This is a genomic window from Pantoea sp. LMR881, from assembly GCF_027157825.1.
In the GTDB taxonomy this organism is placed as follows: Bacteria; Pseudomonadota; Gammaproteobacteria; order Enterobacterales; family Enterobacteriaceae; genus Pantoea; species Pantoea haifensis.
Genome location: NZ_JAPVOK010000002.1, coordinates 2,657,395 through 2,672,043 on the forward strand (window position 1 = coordinate 2,657,395; position 14,649 = coordinate 2,672,043).

Annotated in this window: 25 protein-coding genes; 20 read left to right on the forward strand and 5 right to left on the reverse strand. The window is 48.5% G+C overall.

Features of this window, described 5'->3' with window-relative positions; genetic code table 11:
• Positions 1 to 154 precede the first annotated feature (154 nt).
• The 20 genes from rplN (at position 155) to O3W44_RS14410 (ending at position 9,863) form a co-directional block, all read left to right on the forward strand.
• Positions 155 to 526 carry a 50S ribosomal protein L14 gene (gene rplN / locus O3W44_RS14315; protein WP_006120590.1) on the forward strand — a complete coding sequence of 124 codons (372 nt, stop codon included), beginning with the start codon at positions 155 to 157 and terminating at the stop codon, positions 524 to 526.
• A 10-nt stretch (positions 527 to 536) separates the two neighbouring features.
• The gene (gene rplX, locus O3W44_RS14320; protein WP_269293591.1) at positions 537 to 851 is read left to right on the forward strand and encodes a 50S ribosomal protein L24; all 315 of its coding nucleotides are present in this window, start codon (positions 537 to 539) and stop codon (positions 849 to 851) included.
• A gap of 14 nt (positions 852 to 865) precedes the next feature.
• Positions 866 to 1,405: a 50S ribosomal protein L5 gene (rplE, locus tag O3W44_RS14325; protein ID WP_031376676.1), complete on the forward strand. Its 540-nt coding sequence runs from the start codon at positions 866 to 868 to the stop codon at positions 1,403 to 1,405.
• A gap of 14 nt (positions 1,406 to 1,419) precedes the next feature.
• On the forward strand, positions 1,420 to 1,725 hold the full coding sequence (rpsN, locus tag O3W44_RS14330; RefSeq protein WP_006120592.1) for a 30S ribosomal protein S14: 306 nt from the start codon (positions 1,420 to 1,422) through the stop codon (positions 1,723 to 1,725).
• A 32-nt stretch (positions 1,726 to 1,757) separates the two neighbouring features.
• On the forward strand, positions 1,758 to 2,150 hold the full coding sequence (gene rpsH / locus O3W44_RS14335) for a 30S ribosomal protein S8 (protein ID WP_269293592.1): 393 nt from the start codon (positions 1,758 to 1,760) through the stop codon (positions 2,148 to 2,150).
• Positions 2,151 to 2,162: 12 nt separating this feature from the next.
• The gene (rplF, locus tag O3W44_RS14340) at positions 2,163 to 2,696 is read left to right on the forward strand and encodes a 50S ribosomal protein L6 (protein WP_269293593.1); all 534 of its coding nucleotides are present in this window, start codon (positions 2,163 to 2,165) and stop codon (positions 2,694 to 2,696) included.
• A gap of 9 nt (positions 2,697 to 2,705) precedes the next feature.
• On the forward strand, positions 2,706 to 3,059 hold the full coding sequence (gene rplR, locus O3W44_RS14345) for a 50S ribosomal protein L18 (protein ID WP_003850163.1): 354 nt from the start codon (positions 2,706 to 2,708) through the stop codon (positions 3,057 to 3,059).
• Positions 3,060 to 3,073: 14 nt separating this feature from the next.
• Positions 3,074 to 3,574: a 30S ribosomal protein S5 gene (rpsE, locus tag O3W44_RS14350; RefSeq protein WP_269293594.1), complete on the forward strand. Its 501-nt coding sequence runs from the start codon at positions 3,074 to 3,076 to the stop codon at positions 3,572 to 3,574.
• Positions 3,575 to 3,579: 5 nt separating this feature from the next.
• A complete protein-coding gene (gene rpmD / locus O3W44_RS14355) occupies positions 3,580 to 3,759 on the forward strand; it encodes a 50S ribosomal protein L30 (RefSeq protein WP_031376672.1) in 180 nt (59 codons plus the stop codon).
• A gap of 3 nt (positions 3,760 to 3,762) precedes the next feature.
• Positions 3,763 to 4,197 carry a 50S ribosomal protein L15 gene (gene rplO / locus O3W44_RS14360; protein ID WP_269293595.1) on the forward strand — a complete coding sequence of 145 codons (435 nt, stop codon included), beginning with the start codon at positions 3,763 to 3,765 and terminating at the stop codon, positions 4,195 to 4,197.
• A gap of 7 nt (positions 4,198 to 4,204) precedes the next feature.
• Positions 4,205 to 5,536: a preprotein translocase subunit SecY gene (gene secY / locus O3W44_RS14365; RefSeq protein ID WP_269293596.1), complete on the forward strand. Its 1,332-nt coding sequence runs from the start codon at positions 4,205 to 4,207 to the stop codon at positions 5,534 to 5,536.
• 32 nt (positions 5,537 to 5,568) lie between these two features.
• Positions 5,569 to 5,685 carry a 50S ribosomal protein L36 gene (gene rpmJ, locus O3W44_RS14370; protein WP_004160566.1) on the forward strand — a complete coding sequence of 39 codons (117 nt, stop codon included), beginning with the start codon at positions 5,569 to 5,571 and terminating at the stop codon, positions 5,683 to 5,685.
• A 146-nt stretch (positions 5,686 to 5,831) separates the two neighbouring features.
• Positions 5,832 to 6,188: a 30S ribosomal protein S13 gene (rpsM, locus tag O3W44_RS14375; RefSeq protein WP_003850176.1), complete on the forward strand. Its 357-nt coding sequence runs from the start codon at positions 5,832 to 5,834 to the stop codon at positions 6,186 to 6,188.
• 16 nt (positions 6,189 to 6,204) lie between these two features.
• Positions 6,205 to 6,594: a 30S ribosomal protein S11 gene (rpsK, locus tag O3W44_RS14380; RefSeq protein ID WP_004160563.1), complete on the forward strand. Its 390-nt coding sequence runs from the start codon at positions 6,205 to 6,207 to the stop codon at positions 6,592 to 6,594.
• A gap of 32 nt (positions 6,595 to 6,626) precedes the next feature.
• Positions 6,627 to 7,247, forward strand: coding sequence for a 30S ribosomal protein S4 (gene rpsD, locus O3W44_RS14385; protein WP_008927131.1), 621 nt, complete (start codon positions 6,627 to 6,629; stop codon positions 7,245 to 7,247).
• A gap of 25 nt (positions 7,248 to 7,272) precedes the next feature.
• Entirely contained in the window at positions 7,273 to 8,262 is a 990-nt protein-coding gene (locus O3W44_RS14390; protein WP_007891688.1) for a DNA-directed RNA polymerase subunit alpha, read from the forward strand.
• Positions 8,263 to 8,302: 40 nt separating this feature from the next.
• Positions 8,303 to 8,689, forward strand: coding sequence for a 50S ribosomal protein L17 (gene rplQ / locus O3W44_RS14395; RefSeq protein WP_009087575.1), 387 nt, complete (start codon positions 8,303 to 8,305; stop codon positions 8,687 to 8,689).
• A gap of 100 nt (positions 8,690 to 8,789) precedes the next feature.
• A complete protein-coding gene (locus O3W44_RS14400; protein WP_269293597.1) occupies positions 8,790 to 9,161 on the forward strand; it encodes a DUF1992 domain-containing protein in 372 nt (123 codons plus the stop codon).
• Positions 9,162 to 9,602 (forward strand): Zn(2+)-responsive transcriptional regulator, encoded by a 441-nt coding sequence (gene zntR / locus O3W44_RS14405; RefSeq protein ID WP_269293598.1) that lies wholly within the window; start codon positions 9,162 to 9,164, stop codon positions 9,600 to 9,602.
• Between the two features lie 30 nt (positions 9,603 to 9,632).
• A complete protein-coding gene (locus tag O3W44_RS14410) occupies positions 9,633 to 9,863 on the forward strand; it encodes an alternative ribosome-rescue factor A (protein ID WP_269294446.1) in 231 nt (76 codons plus the stop codon).
• Positions 9,864 to 9,866: 3 nt separating this feature from the next.
• Here O3W44_RS14410 and mscL read toward each other — a convergent pair whose 3' ends face one another.
• The 5 genes from mscL to def form a co-directional block, all read right to left on the reverse strand.
• Entirely contained in the window at positions 9,867 to 10,277 is a 411-nt protein-coding gene (gene mscL / locus O3W44_RS14415) for a large-conductance mechanosensitive channel protein MscL (RefSeq protein WP_269293599.1), read from the reverse strand.
• 127 nt (positions 10,278 to 10,404) lie between these two features.
• The gene (trkA, locus tag O3W44_RS14420; RefSeq protein WP_269293600.1) at positions 10,405 to 11,781 is read right to left on the reverse strand and encodes a Trk system potassium transporter TrkA; all 1,377 of its coding nucleotides are present in this window, start codon (positions 11,779 to 11,781) and stop codon (positions 10,405 to 10,407) included.
• Positions 11,782 to 11,809: 28 nt separating this feature from the next.
• Positions 11,810 to 13,102: a 16S rRNA (cytosine(967)-C(5))-methyltransferase RsmB gene (gene rsmB, locus O3W44_RS14425; RefSeq protein WP_269294447.1), complete on the reverse strand. Its 1,293-nt coding sequence runs from the start codon at positions 13,100 to 13,102 to the stop codon at positions 11,810 to 11,812.
• 48 nt (positions 13,103 to 13,150) lie between these two features.
• Positions 13,151 to 14,095: a methionyl-tRNA formyltransferase gene (gene fmt, locus O3W44_RS14430; protein WP_269293601.1), complete on the reverse strand. Its 945-nt coding sequence runs from the start codon at positions 14,093 to 14,095 to the stop codon at positions 13,151 to 13,153.
• 20 nt (positions 14,096 to 14,115) lie between these two features.
• Positions 14,116 to 14,628, reverse strand: a complete 513-nt coding sequence (gene def / locus O3W44_RS14435) for a peptide deformylase (protein WP_269293602.1) — start codon at positions 14,626 to 14,628, stop codon at positions 14,116 to 14,118.
• Between the last annotated feature and the right edge of the window lie 21 nt (positions 14,629 to 14,649).

Genomic DNA, 14,649 nt, shown 5'->3' on the forward strand with positions numbered 1-14,649 from the left:
TTTAAAAATCGAATGAACGGCTCGAAAGAGCCGTTCATTTTTTCTACCCATCTGCGAGAACCGGTGTTATAATGCCGCGCCCTCAATTATGGGGCTTTCTAACGACCTGAGGTTTAGGTCCCGAAGTAGTAGTTGACATTAGCGGAGCACTAAAATGATCCAAGAACAGACTATGCTGAACGTCGCCGACAACTCCGGTGCACGTCGCGTAATGTGTATCAAGGTTCTGGGTGGCTCGCACCGTCGCTACGCAGGCGTCGGCGATATCATCAAAGTTACCATCAAGGAAGCAATTCCACGTGGTAAGGTGAAAAAAGGTGATGTCCTGAAGGCGGTAGTGGTGCGCACCAGGAAGGGTGTTCGTCGCCCGGACGGTTCTGTCATTCGCTTCGATGGTAATGCATGCGTTATTTTAAACAATAACAGTGAGCAGCCTATCGGTACGCGTATTTTTGGGCCGGTAACTCGTGAACTTCGTACTGAAAAGTTCATGAAAATTATCTCTCTGGCACCAGAAGTACTCTAAGGAGCGAACAATGGCAGCTAAAATCCGTCGTAACGACGAAGTTATCGTGTTAACCGGTAAAGATAAAGGTAAGCGCGGTAAAGTTAAGAATGTCCTGTCTTCTGGTAAGGTCATTGTTGAAGGTATCAACCTGGTGAAGAAACATCAGAAGCCGGTTCCGGCTCTGAACCAACCAGGCGGCATCGTTGAAAAAGAAGCTGCAATCCAGGTTTCTAACGTTGCTATCTTCAATGCGGCAACTGGTAAGGCTGACCGTGTAGGCTTTAGATTCGAAGAAGGCAAAAAAGTCCGTTTCTTCAAGTCTAATAGCGAAACTATCAAGTAATTTGGAGTAGTACGATGGCGAAACTGCATGATTACTACAAAGACGAAGTAGTCCAGAAACTCATGACAGAGTTTGGCTACAATTCTGTCATGCAAGTCCCTCGGGTCGAGAAGATCACCCTGAACATGGGTGTTGGTGAAGCGATCGCTGACAAGAAACTGCTGGATAACGCAGCAGCTGACCTGGCAGCAATCTCCGGTCAAAAACCACTGGTCACCAAAGCACGCAAATCAGTTGCAGGCTTCAAAATCCGTCAGGGCTATCCGATCGGCTGTAAAGTAACTCTGCGTGGCGAACGCATGTGGGAGTTCTTTGAGCGTCTGATCACCATTGCTGTACCGCGTATCCGTGACTTCCGTGGCTTGTCCGCTAAGTCATTCGATGGTCGTGGCAACTACAGCATGGGTGTACGTGAGCAGATCATCTTCCCAGAAATCGACTACGACAAAGTCGATCGCGTTCGTGGTTTGGATATTACCATTACCACTACTGCGAAATCTGATGATGAAGGCCGTGCTCTGCTGGCTGCCTTTGACTTCCCGTTCCGTAAGTAAGGTAGGGTTACTTAATGGCTAAGCAATCTATGAAAGCACGCGAAGTTAAGCGTGTGAAATTAGCAGACAAATTCTTCGCAAAACGCGCTGAATTGAAAGCGATCATTTCTGATGTGAACGCTTCCGACGAAGATCGTTGGGATGCTGTTCTTAAGCTGCAGAGTCTGCCGCGTGATTCCAGCCCTTCACGTCAGCGTAACCGCTGCCGTCAAACAGGTCGTCCGCACGGTTTCCTGCGGAAGTTTGGGTTGAGCCGTATCAAGGTCCGTGAAGCCGCTATGCGCGGTGAAATCCCGGGTCTTAAAAAGGCTAGCTGGTAATTGTCACCAATTGAATCACGGGAGTAACACAGATGAGCATGCAAGATCCGATCGCGGATATGCTGACCCGTATCCGTAACGGTCAGGCCGCGAACAAAGTTGCGGTCACCATGCCTTCCTCCAAGCTGAAATTGGCAATTGCCAACGTGCTGAAAGAAGAAGGCTATATTGAAGATTTCAAAATCGAAGGCGACATCAAGCAAGAACTGGAACTTACTCTTAAGTATTTCCAGGGCAAAGCTGTTGTAGAAAGCATTCAGCGAGTAAGCCGTCCGGGCCTGCGCATCTATAAGAAAAAAGATGAGCTGCCAAAGGTAATGGCTGGTATGGGCATCGCTGTAGTTTCTACATCTAAAGGTGTCATGACTGATCGTGCAGCGCGCCAGGCAGGTCTTGGTGGCGAAATTATCTGCTACGTAGCGTAATCGGAGGATACTATGTCTCGTGTTGCTAAAGCACCTGTCGTTGTTCCTGCCGGCGTAGAGGTAAAACTCAACGGTCAGGTAATTTCGATCAAAGGTAAAAACGGCGAGCTGACTCGTACTATCAATGATGCTGTTGAAGTTAAGCATGCTGACAACGCTCTGACTTTCGCTCCGCGCGAAGGTTTCGTTGACGGCTGGGCGCAGGCGGGTACTACTCGCGCGCTGCTGAACGCAATGGTTATCGGTGTTACCGAAGGCTTCACTAAGAAGCTGCAGCTGGTTGGTGTAGGTTATCGTGCTGCCGTTAAAGGCAACGTGGTAAACCTGTCTCTGGGCTTTTCTCATCCAGTCGATCACCAGCTGCCCGCGGGTATCACTGCAGAATGTCCGACTCAGACTGAAATCGTGCTGAAAGGCGCTGATAAGCAGGTGATCGGCCAGGTTGCAGCTGACTTGCGCGCCTACCGTCGTCCTGAGCCTTATAAAGGCAAGGGTGTCCGTTACGCCGACGAAGTCGTGCGTACCAAAGAGGCTAAGAAGAAGTAAGGTAACACTATGGATAAGAAATCTGCTCGTATCCGTCGTGCGACCCGTGCACGTCGCAAGCTCAAAGAGCTGGGTGCTACTCGCCTGGTGGTACATCGTACCCCGCGTCACATTTACGCACAGGTAATCGCCCCGAACGGTTCCGAAGTTCTGGTCGCTGCTTCTACTGTAGAAAAAGCTATCACTGAACAACTGAAGTATACCGGTAATAAAGAAGCCGCAGCTGCTGTAGGTAAAGCTATCGCAGAACGCGCAATCGAAAAAGGCATCACAGGTGTTTCTTTCGACCGTTCCGGTTTCCAATATCATGGTCGCGTCCAGGCACTGGCAGATGCTGCTCGTGAAGCTGGCCTTCAGTTCTAAGGTAGAGGTCTAAGATGGCACACATCGAGAAACAAGCTGGCGAACTGCAGGAAAAACTGATCGCGGTAAACCGTGTATCTAAAACTGTAAAAGGTGGTCGTATTTTCTCCTTCACCGCACTGACTGTAGTGGGTGATGGTAACGGCCGCGTTGGTTTTGGTTACGGTAAAGCGCGCGAAGTTCCAGCAGCGATCCAGAAAGCGATGGAGAAAGCCCGTCGCAATATGATTAACGTCGCGCTGACCAACGGAACTCTGCAGCATCCTGTTAAAGGTGCTCACACGGGTTCCCGCGTGTTCATGCAGCCGGCTTCTGAAGGTACCGGTATCATCGCCGGTGGTGCAATGCGCGCCGTCCTGGAAGTCGCTGGAGTTCATAACGTTCTGGCTAAAGCGTATGGTTCCACTAACCCGATTAACGTGGTTCGTGCAACTATCGATGGCCTGGGCAACATGAAGTCTCCGGAAATGGTCGCTGCCAAGCGTGGTAAATCCGTTGAAGAAATTCTGGGGTAATCACGATGGCTAAGACTATTAAAATTACACAAACCCGCAGTGCAATTGGCCGTTTGCCTAAGCATAAAGCCACACTGGTTGGCCTGGGTCTGCGTCGTATTGGTCATACCGTTGAGCGTGAAGATACGCCTGCTGTACGCGGTATGGTTAACGCGGTTTCCTACATGGTTAAAGTGGAGGAGTAAGAGATGCGTTTAAATACTCTGTCTCCGGCCGATGGGTCTAAACACGCACCTAAGCGTTTAGGTCGTGGTATTGGTTCTGGCCTCGGCAAAACCGGTGGTCGTGGTCACAAAGGTCAGAAGTCTCGTTCTGGCGGTGGCGTACGTCGCGGTTTTGAAGGTGGTCAGATGCCTCTGTACCGTCGTCTGCCGAAATTCGGTTTCACCTCTCGCAAAGCAATGATCACCACAGAGATTCGTCTGTCTGATCTGGCGAAAGTTGAAGGCGGTATTGTAGACCTGAACACGCTGAAAGCGGCCAACATCATCGGTGTACAGATTGAGTTCGTTAAAGTCATTCTGTCTGGTGAAGTTTCTGCACCGGTAACGATTCGTGGTCTGCGTGTCACCAAAGGTGCGCGTGCTGCAATCGAAGCTGCTGGCGGTAAAATTGAGGAATAAGTAGCAGATGGCTAAACAACCGGGATTAGATTTTCAAAGCGCCAAAGGTGGCTTTGGTGAACTGAAACGCAGACTTCTGTTTGTAATCGGTGCACTGATTGTCTTCCGTATTGGCTCTTTTATTCCAATCCCTGGTATTGATGCCACTGTACTTGCCAAACTGCTTGAGCAACAGCGTGGCACCATCATTGAAATGTTTAATATGTTCTCTGGTGGTGCTCTCAGTCGTGCTTCTATTTTCGCGCTGGGTATCATGCCGTATATTTCGGCATCAATTATTATCCAGTTGTTAACGGTGGTTCATCCAGCGTTAGCGGAAATCAAGAAGGAAGGGGAGGCTGGCCGTCGTAAGATTAGCCAGTATACCCGCTACGGTACGTTGGTATTGGCTATATTCCAGTCGATCGGTATTGCTACCGGTCTGCCGAATATGCCTGGAATGCAGGGCCTGGTATTAAATCCAGGCTTTGCTTTCTATTTTACCGCTGTTGTAAGCCTGGTTTCAGGAACGATGTTTCTGATGTGGCTGGGTGAACAGATTACTGAGCGAGGTATCGGTAACGGTATTTCGATCATTATCTTCGCGGGTATTGTTGCGGGTCTTCCGCCGGCCATTGGCCATACCATCGAGCAAGCGCGGCAAGGTGACCTGCACTTCCTTCTGTTGCTGTTGGTTGCAGTTCTCGTATTTGCAGTGACCTTCTTTGTAATTTTTGTTGAGCGTGGTCAACGCCGCATTGTGGTGAACTATGCGAAACGTCAACAAGGTCGCCGTGTATACGCTGCACAGAGCACACATTTACCGTTGAAAGTGAATATGGCGGGCGTAATCCCGGCAATTTTCGCTTCCAGCATTATTCTGTTCCCGGCAACGATTGCATCGTGGTTTGGGGGCGGAACCGGTTGGAACTGGCTAACTACAATTTCGCTGTATTTGCAGCCAGGACAGCCGCTTTATGTGCTACTCTATGCGACTGCAATCATCTTCTTCTGTTTCTTCTATACGGCGTTGGTTTTCAACCCGCGTGAAACAGCAGATAACCTGAAGAAGTCTGGTGCATTCGTACCGGGAATTCGTCCGGGAGAGCAAACGGCGAAGTACATCGATAAAGTAATGACACGTTTGACCTTAACCGGCGCCCTGTACATTACATTTATCTGCCTTATCCCGGAGTTCATGCGTGATGCGATGAAGGTTCCCTTCTACTTTGGCGGTACATCACTGCTCATCGTAGTGGTCGTCATCATGGACTTTATGGCTCAAGTGCAAACTCTGATGATGTCAAGTCAGTATGAGTCTGCATTGAAGAAAGCTAACCTGAAGGGCTACGGCCGTTAATTCAGGTGGTTGAGAAGTTACGGAGAGTAAAAATGAAAGTTCGTGCTTCCGTCAAGAAATTATGTCGTAACTGCAAAATCATTCGTCGCGACGGTGTCGTTCGTGTGATCTGCAGTGCCGAGCCTAAGCATAAACAGCGCCAAGGCTGATTTTGTCACATATTTTTCTTGCAAAGTCGGGTTGAGCTGGCTAGATTAGCCAGCCAATCTTTTGTATGTCAGTGCGTTTCCATTTGAGTATCCTGAAAACGGGCTTTTCAGCATGGGACGTACTTATTTAATTATAGGAGTGCATAGTGGCCCGTATAGCAGGCATTAACATTCCTGATCAAAAACATACCGTCATCGCATTAACTTCGATCTTCGGTATCGGCAAAACACGTTCTAAAGCCATCTGCGCTTCAACGGGTATTGCTGAAAATGTTAAGATCAGTGAGCTGTCTGAAGAACAAATTGATCAACTGCGTGATGCAGTTGCTAAATTCGTTGTAGAAGGTGATCTGCGCCGTGAAATCACCCTGAGCATCAAGCGTCTTATGGACCTTGGTTGCTATCGTGGTTTGCGCCATCGTCGTGGTCTGCCGGTTCGCGGTCAGCGTACCAAGACCAACGCACGTACCCGTAAGGGTCCGCGTAAACCGATCAAGAAATAATCGGGGTGAGTAAATAATGGCAAAGGCACCAGTTCGTGCACGCAAGCGTGTAAGAAAACAAGTCTCAGATGGCGTGGCTCATGTCCATGCTTCTTTTAACAACACCATCGTTACCATTACTGATCGTCAGGGTAACGCACTGGGTTGGGCAACCGCCGGTGGTTCCGGTTTCCGCGGTTCACGTAAATCCACTCCGTTTGCTGCTCAGGTCGCTGCAGAGCGCTGTGCAGAAGCGGTAAAAGATTACGGTATTAAGAACCTGGAAGTTATGGTTAAGGGTCCGGGTCCGGGTCGCGAATCAACAATTCGTGCTCTGAACGCCGCTGGTTTCCGCATCACTAATATTACTGATGTGACTCCTATCCCTCATAACGGTTGTCGTCCGCCGAAAAAACGTCGCGTATAACGCCCGTTTTTTAGGATAGTTGGAGAAAGAAAATGGCAAGATATTTGGGTCCTAAGCTCAAGCTGAGCCGTCGTGAGGGCACTGACTTATTCCTTAAGTCTGGCGTTCGCGCGATCGATTCCAAGTGTAAAATTGAACAAGCGCCTGGTCAGCATGGTGCGCGTAAACCGCGTCTGTCTGATTACGGCGGTCAGTTACGTGAAAAGCAAAAAGTTCGTCGTATCTACGGTGTGCTTGAGCGTCAGTTCCGTAATTACTACAAAGAAGCAGCACGTCTGAAAGGCAACACCGGTGAAAACCTGTTGGCTCTGCTGGAAGGCCGTCTGGACAACGTAGTTTATCGTATGGGCTTTGGTGCCACTCGTGCAGAAGCACGTCAGCTGGTGAGCCATAAGTCTGTTCTGGTAAATGGCCGCGTTGTTAACATCGCTTCTTATCAGGTATCTCCGAATGATGTCGTTAGCATCCGTGAGAAAGCCAAAAAGCAATCTCGCGTGAAGGCCGCTCTGGAGCTGGCTGAGCAGCGTGAAAAGCCAACCTGGCTGGAAGTTGATGCGACTAAGATGGAAGGTGTGTTCAAGCGTATTCCTGAGCGTACTGATCTGTCTGCGGACATTAACGAACACCTGATCGTCGAGCTTTACTCTAAGTAAAGCTTAGTACCAAAGAGAGGACACAATGCAGGGTTCTGTGACAGAGTTTCTAAAACCGCGCCTGGTAGATATCGAGCAAGTGAGTTCGACGCACGCCAAGGTGACCCTTGAGCCGTTAGAGCGTGGCTTTGGCCATACTCTTGGTAACGCACTGCGCCGTATTCTGCTTTCTTCCATGCCGGGTTGCGCGGTGACCGAGGTTGAAATTGATGGTGTACTGCATGAGTACAGCACCAAAGAGGGCGTACAGGAAGATATCCTGGAAATCCTGCTCAACCTGAAAGGGCTGGCGGTAAGAGTTCAGGGCAAAGATGAAGTTATCTTAACTCTGAATAAATCTGGCATTGGCCCTGTGACTGCAGCCGACATCACCCATGATGGTGATGTCGAAATCGTCAAGCCTCAGCATGTAATCTGTCACCTGACTGATGAAAACGCATCTATTAGCATGCGTATCAAAGTTCAGCGTGGTCGTGGTTATGTGCCGGCTTCTGCCCGAATTCATTCGGAAGAAGATGAGCGCCCAATCGGCCGTCTGTTGGTTGACGCTTGCTACAGCCCTGTAGACCGTATTGCCTACAATGTTGAAGCAGCGCGTGTAGAACAGCGCACCGACCTGGACAAGCTGGTCATCGAAATGGAAACCAACGGCACAATCGATCCTGAAGAGGCGATTCGTCGTGCGGCTACCATCCTGGCAGAACAACTGGAAGCTTTCGTTGACTTACGTGATGTACGTCAGCCGGAAGTAAAAGAAGAGAAACCAGAATTCGATCCGATCTTGCTGCGCCCAGTTGACGATTTGGAATTGACTGTCCGCTCTGCTAACTGCCTTAAGGCAGAAGCTATCCACTACATCGGTGATCTGGTACAGCGTACCGAGGTTGAGCTGCTTAAAACGCCTAACCTGGGTAAAAAATCTCTTACTGAGATTAAAGATGTGCTCGCCTCACGTGGACTTTCTCTGGGTATGCGCCTTGAGAACTGGCCACCGGCAAGCATTGCTGATGAATAACCGGATCACAGGTTAAGGTTTCACTGAGAAGGATAAGGTCATGCGCCATCGTAAGAGTGGTCGTCAACTGAACCGCAACAGCAGCCATCGTCAGGCTATGTTTCGCAACATGGCTGGCTCTTTGGTTCGTCATGAGATCATCAAGACGACTCTGCCGAAAGCCAAAGAGTTGCGCCGCGTAGTTGAGCCGCTGATTACTCTTGCCAAGACCGACAACGTAGCTAATCGTCGTCTGGCATTCGCCCGCACTCGTGATAACGAGATCGTGGCAAAACTGTTTAACGAGCTGGGCCCGCGCTTCGCGAGCCGTGCCGGTGGTTACACTCGCATTCTGAAGTGTGGCTTCCGCGCTGGTGACAACGCTCCGATGGCTTACATCGAGCTGGTTGATCGTCCAGAAGCTCAAGCAGAAGCTGCTGCAGAGTAATCTGTAGCAACGTAAAAAACCCGCTTCGGCGGGTTTTTTATTGTCTGTTATTTGCCTTTTTCACTATGCTGATCCTCATGCATATCTTAAGGAGGTGCTTATGTGGTTAATTGATCAGCTTGCTGAACAACATATCAAAGCGGCAGAGGAAAAAGGTGAATTCAATAACCTTCCTGGCGCTGGTAAACCTCTCAATCTTGATGACAACAGCCATGTTCCGCAGGCGTTAAGAGCCGGATATCACTTGCTGAAAAATGCCGGGTTTTTGCCACCCGAACTGGAGCTACGCCGGCAGACTATTGAAGTGAATGATCTTCTTAAGCAGCTTGATCCAGAGGATCAGCGTTATAAAGATCACAGCAAACAATTAGCGATCCCGGAAATGAAACTTCGTCAGGCAGGCATGAGTACGGATTTTCTTCATGGTGAGTACGCGGCCGCCCTTCATCAGCGATTCGGGCGGGAGATCTAAATGTATCGTATAGGGCAACTGGCAAAACTGGCTGACGTTACGCCAGATACAGTTCGTTTTTATGAAAAGCAGCATATGATGGATCATGAAATCCGGACGGAAGGTGGCTTTCGGCTATACAATGATAAAGACCTTCAGCGCCTTAAATTTATTCGCTATGGACGACAACTCGGATTCAGCCTGCAGGCGATAAGAGAATTACTTTCAATTCGTGTTGCTCCTGCGCAACATACTTGCCAGGAATCGAAATCCATTGTGCAAAAAAGGCTTAATGAAGTAGATATAATGATTGCTGAATTACAAACCATGCAACGTTCACTTCAGCACCTTTCATCTGCTTGCTGTGGCGAAAACCATAGCACTATTTCCTGCTCTATACTTGAAGCTCTGGAAAGGGAGCAGTTGCTGAAAAGAAATAATTTATACGTTTTAACAGAATAATGAGCCAGGTAATTCTTAACGGAAAAAATGATGAATAAATATCACCATACTAAAGGGCAGATACGTGATAACGCTCTTGCGGCTTTACTTAACGATCCGCTGTTTCGCCAGCGCATTGAGGTGAACCAGAAAGGAAAGGGCAGTTTTAAGCGTAAGGATAAATACGTAAAAAATCGTGGCTGGGAGACCAGAGATAAGATAAGTTCTTATCTCTGGTCTTCTGTTTTAAGCGATAAAAAAACCGCCATGATGGCGGTCTAATAATCAGATTTTTGTATTTTGCTGCTTCAGTAAATCACGGATTTCGCTTAACAGCACTTCTTCATTAGAAGGCTTTGCGACCGGCTTTTCAACTTCTTTTTTCTTATGCAATTTATTCATTAACTTGATCGCCATAAAAATAGCAAAAGCCACGATGATGAAATCAAATACCGTCTGAATAAAGATACCGTATTGCATCACCACGGCAGGCGTATCTCCAACCGCAGGTTTCAAAACCCAACTGAATGATTTGAAATCGACTCCGCCAATCAGTAAGCCCAGTGGTGGCATAATAATATTCGCAACCAGCGAAGAAACGATCTTGCCGAATGCCGCGCCAATGATGACACCGACTGCAAGATCAACGACATTTCCGCGCATTGCAAAATCACGGAACTCTTTTAATAAACTCATGCTTTTCTCCTTGCCCTGACCAATCCTTAAAGTCTAACAAAGCTTGCTGTATTTGCCATTATCACAATGAATTTAGCGGAATTATCTGGAAGCGGCGCTTAAACGTACGCTTCCTTTTGGCTAAACCTCACAGAAAGAAAGGGCTTGGCTGGAATAAACGTTCAACATCGGGAACAAACTTTTTATCGGTTAAAAACATGATTACGTGATCGCCTTGCTCAATACGCAAATTATCATTTGCAATCATTACGTCATCGCCCCGAACGACCGCGCCGATAATAGTCCCCGGCGGCAATTTGATATCATCTATTGATCGCCCAACGACACGAGAAGTAGTTTCATCCCCATGCGCAATAGCTTCGATTGCTTCTGCAATACCGCGACGTAAAGAAGAAACGCCAACGATATCCGCTTTACGCACATGCCCCAGTAGGGCAGAAATCGTTGCCTGCTGCGGTGAGATAGCAATATCGATAACACTTCCTTGTACCAAATCGACGTATGCACGGCGTTGAATCAATACCATTACTTTTTTAGCACCCATTTTCTTTGCCAGCATCGCCGACATAATGTTTGCTTCGTCGTCATTAGTGACAGCAATAAACAAATCGACCTGCTCAATATGCTCTTCTGCCAGTAACTCCTGGTCGGAAGCATCACCATAAAAAACGATAGTATCTTGCAGTTGCTCAGCAAGTTCAGCAGCACGCTGAGGGTTACGTTCGATAAGTTTAACGCTGTAATTTTTTTCTAGCTTTTGCGCGAGGCCAAAACCGATATTACCGCCGCCAACTAACATGATGCGCTTATAAGGCTTTTCCAGCCGCTGCATTTCGCTCATGACGGCGCGAATATTTTGACTGGCTGCAATGAAGAACACTTCATCGCCCGCCTCAACAATCGTTGAGCCCTGAGGTCGAATCGGACGGTCCTGACGAAAAATAGCCGCAACACGAGTATCAATATGCGGCATATGCTCACGCAGAATCGAGAGAGGATTACCAACCAAAGGACCGCCATAGTAAGCTTTTACTGCGGCGAGACTCACTTTTCCTTCGGCAAAGTTTACAACCTGCAGCGCCCCAGGATATTGAATCAAGCGATAGATACTATTGATCACTAACTGTTCTGGTGAAATCAAGTGATCAATGGGCACTGCTTCAGGAATAAACAGCTTATCTGCATCGCGTAAATAATCTGCCGCTCGAATACGCGCAATTCTGTTCGGTGTGTTAAACAGTGAGTAAGCGATTTGGCACGCGATCATATTGGTTTCATCGGAGTTTGTAACAGCAACCAACATGTCGGCATCTTCTGCGCCCGCTTCGCGTAAAATACGTGGGTGGGAACCATGTCCCTGAACCACGCGAAGATCAAATTTATCCTGCAACTGACGCAAGCGCGTCGAATCAGTATCGACAACAGTGATATCGTTATTTTCGCCGACTAAATTTTCTGCCAGCGTACCACCAACCTGACCGGCACCAAGAATAATGATTTTCATCGCTTAACAACGCTCATCTCTATTCACGCTACGCTTTTTTAACCAGCTTAGCGTAGAAAAATCCATCGCCGCCATTAACGCTGGGAAATACCTGTAGACCTGTCTCAGGTGCTCCGGAAATCGCCTGCGCTGTGGCATCGCTATGACGCGCCAGAAAGGCGCTTATTTGCATCTGGTTTTCATCAGGCAGTATGGAGCAGGTTGCGTATAATAACGTGCCGCCGGGTTTGAGATGCGGCCATACAGCCTCAAGAATTTCGCTCTGCAACTTTGCAAGCTCTGCAATATCGCGATCGCGGCGTAACCATTTGATATCAGGGTGACGACGTATTACGCCTGTAGCAGAGCAGGGCGCATCCAACAAAATACGATCAAACTGGCGATTTTCACACCACGCTTGCGGCATACGCCCATCGCCTTGTTTTACTTCCGCTTGCATACCAAGTCGTTGCAAGTTTTCATTTACGCGCTTAAGCCGCTGAGAATCTACATCCACCGCCAGAAGTTGTGCTTCCGGCGCGATTTCCAGAATGTGGGTCGTTTTGCCACCCGGCGCAGCGCAAAGATCAAGAATCTGTTCGCCGTTTTGTGGTTCCAGCAGTAAAGCACAACGTTGGGCGGAAAGATCTTGCACCGTTACCCAGCCTTTTTCAAAGCCAGGAAGCTGACTAACGGGAGCGGGTGTTTCGAGCCGTAGCGCATCGGGTACATCTGAATCGGTATAAGCTGTTTTTTCGTTTTCTGCCAGCAATGCCAGCCAGTTATCACGAGTATGATGCTGGCGATTAACGCGCAGCCACATCGGTGGGCGGGCATTGTTTGCTTCAATGATTTGCTGCCATTGCTCAGGCCAGGCTTGTTGCAAACGTTTAAGTAACCAGCCTGGATGAAGATAACGCTGCGGACCCTCTGCGATACTTGCCAGCAGCTCATCCTGTCGGCGCTGAAACTGACGTAAGACACCGTTCAGCAAACCTTTCAAATTAGCGCGCTTAAGCACTTCGGCACCAGCAACCGTTTCAGCCAAAATCGCATGTGCCGGAATGCGTGTATAGAGCATTTGATACAACCCGACCATGAGTAGATAATGCAAAACTCGCTGTTTACCGGTTAGTGGGCGTTCCATCAATTTGCCAATCAGGGCTTCCAGCTGTGGCAACGTGCGTAGCACACCAAAACATATTTCCTGCACTAACGCACTGTCTTTATCAGACAGTTTTTTCTGGGCATGAGGAAGCGCGGTATTAAGTGATTCGCCTTTATCGACAATACGTTCGATGAGCTGAGCCGAAAGGCTTCGCAGGTTCGTAGGTTTATTCATCATATTGGTCATTAAACAAAAAGCCCGGTCATTAACCGGGCTAAAGAATCAGTCCAGAATGGTTCCGGGTTCAAACCATTCACGGCGTGAGTTAAGCAAATCCTGAGCCGACATGGGTTTTTTACCCGAAGGCTGGATCTGAAGCAGATTTAGCACGCCATCTGCTGTGGCAATCTGGATACCAGATTTATCAGCCGCAATGATTTCGCCAGGCTGCTTGTTAGCATGAGGCAATACTGTAGCTTTCCAGACTTTAACCGGCTGCCCGTCAATGATAAAAAAGCTTACGGGCCAGGGATTAAATGCGCGAATACAGCGTTCAAGTTGCACCGCCGAAAGCTGCCAGTTTAAGCGTGCTTCTTCTTTGCTCAGCTTCTCAGCGTAATTCGCCGATGCTTCATCTTGCTTTTCCGGTTGGGCAAGACTGGAGGCAAGCTGCGCTAACGTATCAAGCATGCCTTGTGGGCCTAGCTGCGCTAGTTTGTCATAAAGCGTTGCACTGGTATCTTCAGGAGTAATCGGGCACGCAAGTTTATACAACATATCGCCCGTATCCAGCCCGACATCCATCTGCATGATGGTAACACCCGTTTCGCTATCACCTGCCCATAATGCACGCTGAATAGGTGCTGCACCTCGCCAACGTGGCAGCAAAGAGCCATGCACGTTGATACAGCCCAATCGCGGCATTTCAAGCACTGCTTTCGGCAAGATTAAGCCATAAGCCACGACAACCATCACATCAGCCTGAAGCTCGGCGATTAACTGCTGATTCTCTTCAGGGCGTAACGATTTAGGCTGGAATACCGGGATGTCATGTGCCTGAGCAAGAACTTTTACCGGGCCTGCTGTCAGCTTATTTCCACGTCCGGCGGGGCGGTCGGGTTGTGTAAACACACCGATAACCTGATGCTCAGAAGCAAGCAGCGCGTCAAGATGACGCGCTGCAAAGTCTGGTGTGCCAGCAAAAATGATTTTTAGCGGAGCAGACACGTTTATCCCTTCTTAAAGTATCAAGACTCGCGCGCGTTTTGACGCGCCAGTTTCTCTAATTTCATTTTGATGCGCTGGCGCTTAAGAGGCGACAGGTAATCAATAAACAGTTTGCCATCCAAATGATCAATTTCATGCTGGATACAAATTGCCAGCAAATCACCCGTTTCCAGTTCAAAGCTGTTGCCGTCACGGTCAAGCGCGCGAACCTTTACAAATTCTGCTCGTGGCACAAAAGCACGTTGTTCAGGAATAGAGAGGCAGCCCTCTTCAATACCGGTTTCGCCGCTTTTTTCCAGCAATTCTGGGTTAATCAAGACCAGACGTTCATCACGGTTTTCAGAAACATCAATAACAATGATGCGCTGATGAATATCGACTTGCGTGGCGGCCAGGCCAATGCCTTCTTCGGCATACATCGTTTCGAACATATCATCCACGATACGCTGAATGTCTGCGTTAACTTCTTTTACTGGCGTGGCGATTTTGCGGAGACGCTCGTCAGGGAAATGTAATACCTGCAAAACTGACATAAATTTCCAGATCTGTGTTCG